This is a genomic window from Mesorhizobium sp. M4A.F.Ca.ET.090.04.2.1 (genome assembly GCF_003999085.1).
Classification (GTDB): domain Bacteria; phylum Pseudomonadota; class Alphaproteobacteria; order Rhizobiales; family Rhizobiaceae; genus Mesorhizobium.
Genome location: NZ_RZOT01000645.1, coordinates 1 through 3,057, shown reverse-complemented (window position 1 = coordinate 3,057; position 3,057 = coordinate 1). Strand labels below are relative to the sequence as shown.

Genomic DNA, 3,057 nt, shown 5'->3' with positions numbered 1-3,057 from the left:
CAGCATGACGCCGAACAGCGGCACGCCGGAGGCGAAGTTGAAGGTGCCGTCGACCGGATCGATGACAAAGGCGAGCTCGGCATCGCCGAGACCGCCGAGCAGCGCCGGATTGTCGGAGCAGGCCTCCTCGCCAACGATCATGGCCGAGGGATAGCGCTCGCGCAGCCTTGCCGTGATCACCCGCTCGGCATTGACGTCGGCCTCGGTCACCAGATCGGCGGCCGATGTCTTCTGGCGGATGTCGCCTTCGCCCAGCCGGCGAAAGCGCGGCATGATCTCGGCAGTGGCCGCGTCGGAGAGGAGACCGGCAAGCCAGTCGATGGCGCTATCGTCAATTGTCATAGGGATCGTCTTACCTGTCGTTGAGGGCGGCGAAGTCGAACAGCTTCCTGTCGAGCAGATGCGAGGGCCGCACATTCGTCATGGCGCGGATCATCGTGTCCTTGCGGCCGGGCATGCGCCTTTCGATGTCGTCCAGCATCGCCTTCATGGCATTGCGCTGCAGGCCTTCCTGGCTGCCGCAGAGATCGCAGGGGATGATCGGGAACTTCATCGCGTCGGCGAATTTCTCGAGATCGGCCTCAGCGTTATAGGCGAGCGGCCGCAGCACCATGACGTCGCCCTCATCGTTGAGGAGTTTCGGCGGCATGGCGGCAAGGCGACCGCCGTGGAACAGGTTCATGAAGAAGGTTTCGAGGATGTCCTCGCGGTGGTGACCCAGTACGAGAGCGGCGCAGCCCTCCTCGCGCGCGATGCGGTAGAGGTGGCCGCGCCGCAGTCGCGAGCAGAGCGAGCAATAGGTGCTGCCTTCGGGCAGCTTGTCGGTGACCACCGAATAAGTGTCCTGGTATTCGATACGATGCGCAATGCCGTTGGCATTGAGGTAGTCGGGCAGGACGTGCTTGGGAAAGTTCGGCTGGCCCTGGTCGAGATTGCAGGCGAGCAGTTCGACCGGCAGCAGGCCGCGCCATTTTAGGTCGAGGAGCAGGGCGAGCAGGCCGTAGGAATCCTTGCCGCCGGACAGCGCCACCAGCCAGCGTTCGCCGGGCTTCACCATGGCGAAGTCCTCGATCGCCTGGCGCGTCAATCGCAGCAGTCGCTTGCGCAGCTTGTTGAACTCGACCGACGACGGCACGTCGGCAAACAGCGGATGGAAGCCGCCATCGGCATCGTCGCCGATGGGCTCGAGGGATTTGACGTCGGGCAGCATATTCATGGCGCATCGGCCCCAGGGACAGGTGTCGGCGCCCGGATTAGCGCATCGGCCCGGAAATCGAAATCGATTTCTGCGGCGCGGCCGCACGGCGGATCCGCCAAAGCAAAAAAGGCCGCCCACTGGGCGGCCTTTCGATAGGTTGCTGAAGCAGCAATCAGCGCGAATAGAATTCGACGACCAGGTTCGGTTCCATCTGCACGGCGAACGGAACATCCGACAGGCCGGGGATGCGCGCGAAGGTGGCGGTCATCTTGTTGTGGTCGGCTTCGATATAGTCGGGCACGTCGCGCTCGGCGAGAGCGACCGATTCCAGCACGATGACGAGCTGCTTCGACTTCTCGCGCACTTCGACAACGTCGCCCGGCTTGCAGCGATACGAGCCGATGTTGACGCGCTTGCCGTTGACGTTGACGTGGCCGTGGTTGACGAACTGGCGGGCGGCGAAAATGGTCGGCACGAACTTGGCGCGGTAGACGACCGCGTCGAGACGCGACTCGAGCAGGCCGATCAGGTTCTCCGAGGTGTCGCCCTTGCGGCGGTCCGCCTCTTCATAGACCTTGCGGAACTGCTTTTCCGAAACGTCGCCATAGTGGCCCTTCAGCTTCTGCTTGGCGCGCAGCTGCAGACCGAAGTCGGAAAGCTTGCCCTTGCGGCGCTGGCCGTGCTGGCCGGGGCCGTATTCACGCTTGTTGACCGGGGACTTCGGGCGGCCCCAGATGTTTTCGCCGAGACGGCGGTCGATCTTGTATTTCGCGGATTCGCGCTTGCTCATCGCATTCCCTTTCAAAACAATACACCCGGAACCTCATGCTCCGAGTGAAGGAAACGCGCCCTCCTCTGGCCTCCGTTTTCGAGACCTGACAGGGTTTTCCACGCAACGCGACGGAAAACCCACGGGACACGTCAGTTAACAAGGCCGGGGAAGAAACAATCGAACTTCCGTCTGCCTTGCGCATAAAGAAAACCACCGGGCATTGCGGCCCGGTGTTGGCGCGCTGATTAAACGGAGATTTAGGCGGTGTCAAGCTTGTGCGTGGCACTGCGGACCAATCACCGAGAGCCCGCGGCCCCGCAGGCGGGTTCTTGCTTTTCTTCCCCAAGTGCAGCGAGATCAGCTCTTGGATTTCTTCTCGGGCAAGCCCTTGCGCCTGGTCTCGGCGAATTCCTCGAGCTGCTTTTCGCTCATCGATTCGTACATTCCCTTCGAGGCGCCCTTGAGCTCGCTCTTCTTGGTGTCGCCGCGTTTTGCCGACAGCGCCGCGCCAGCGGCCTTTTGCTGAGCTTTCGATGTGGCAGGCATGGTCGTTTCTCCCAATTGACTATGGGAGGGAACGCAGCCGCCCAGCCGATGTTCCTGCCGTCAAGGGATCGTCAGACCAAAACCCTGCATCAGCCGGCCGATGGCGAAATCAGACTTGCCGGAGGTGAAGACGGCAATGTCGGGCTCGCCTTGCGACGATCCGTTGACCGGCGGGAGCAAGGACATGGCGCGGCGGGCTATGGCTTCGGCCGGATCGATCCAGTCCACCGGCCAGGGCGCGGTCTTGCGCATGCGGTTGACCAGGAACGGATAGTGCGTGCAGGCAAGCACGACGATGTCGGTGCGCTGCCCGTCGCGTTCGAGGAAGCAGGGCGCGATCTCGCTGCGTACAGCCTCCTCGTCGACAAAGCCCTCGCGCATGTAGACTTCGGCCAGCCCCGCCAGATTGTTGCTGCCGACGAGGCGGACGTGGCATTTCTGCGCCCATTTGCTGATCAGGTCGCGCGTGTACTGCCGCTTCACCGTGCCCGGCGTCGCCAGCACCGAGACCAGGCCGGAGCGGGTGCGCTCCGGCCTGGTC

At 63.0% G+C, this 3,057-nt stretch carries 4 protein-coding genes and 1 pseudogene; all 5 read right to left on the bottom strand.

Features of this window, described 5'->3' with window-relative positions; translation table 11 throughout:
• Window positions 1-342 (bottom strand): inositol monophosphatase family protein (locus EN781_RS29665; protein WP_281034405.1); only part of this gene is annotated, 342 nt, incomplete at its 3' end.
• A gap of 10 nt (window positions 343-352) precedes the next feature.
• The gene (gene ttcA / locus EN781_RS29660; protein ID WP_189347925.1) at window positions 353-1,210 is read right to left on the bottom strand and encodes a tRNA 2-thiocytidine(32) synthetase TtcA; all 858 of its coding nucleotides are present in this window, start codon (window positions 1,208-1,210) and stop codon (window positions 353-355) included.
• A 160-nt stretch (window positions 1,211-1,370) separates the two neighbouring features.
• Complete coding sequence (gene rpsD / locus EN781_RS29655; RefSeq protein WP_126054848.1) at window positions 1,371-1,988, bottom strand: 30S ribosomal protein S4; 618 nt, start codon at window positions 1,986-1,988, stop codon at window positions 1,371-1,373.
• A gap of 339 nt (window positions 1,989-2,327) precedes the next feature.
• Window positions 2,328-2,516 carry a DUF3008 family protein gene (locus tag EN781_RS29650; RefSeq protein ID WP_126054849.1) on the bottom strand — a complete coding sequence of 63 codons (189 nt, stop codon included), beginning with the start codon at window positions 2,514-2,516 and terminating at the stop codon, window positions 2,328-2,330.
• A gap of 60 nt (window positions 2,517-2,576) precedes the next feature.
• A pseudogene (locus tag EN781_RS29645) lies at window positions 2,577-3,057 on the bottom strand (aspartate/glutamate racemase family protein); the annotation flags it as partial.

Coding starts and splice junctions, on each gene's coding strand:
- rpsD (WP_126054848.1), bottom strand. CDS start 1,988: ATGAGCAAGCGCGAATCCGCGAAATACAAGATCGACCGCCGTCTCGGC.
- EN781_RS29650 (WP_126054849.1), bottom strand. CDS start 2,516: ATGCCTGCCACATCGAAAGCTCAGCAAAAGGCCGCTGGCGCGGCGCTG.
- ttcA (WP_189347925.1), bottom strand. CDS start 1,210: ATGCTGCCCGACGTCAAATCCCTCGAGCCCATCGGCGACGATGCCGAT.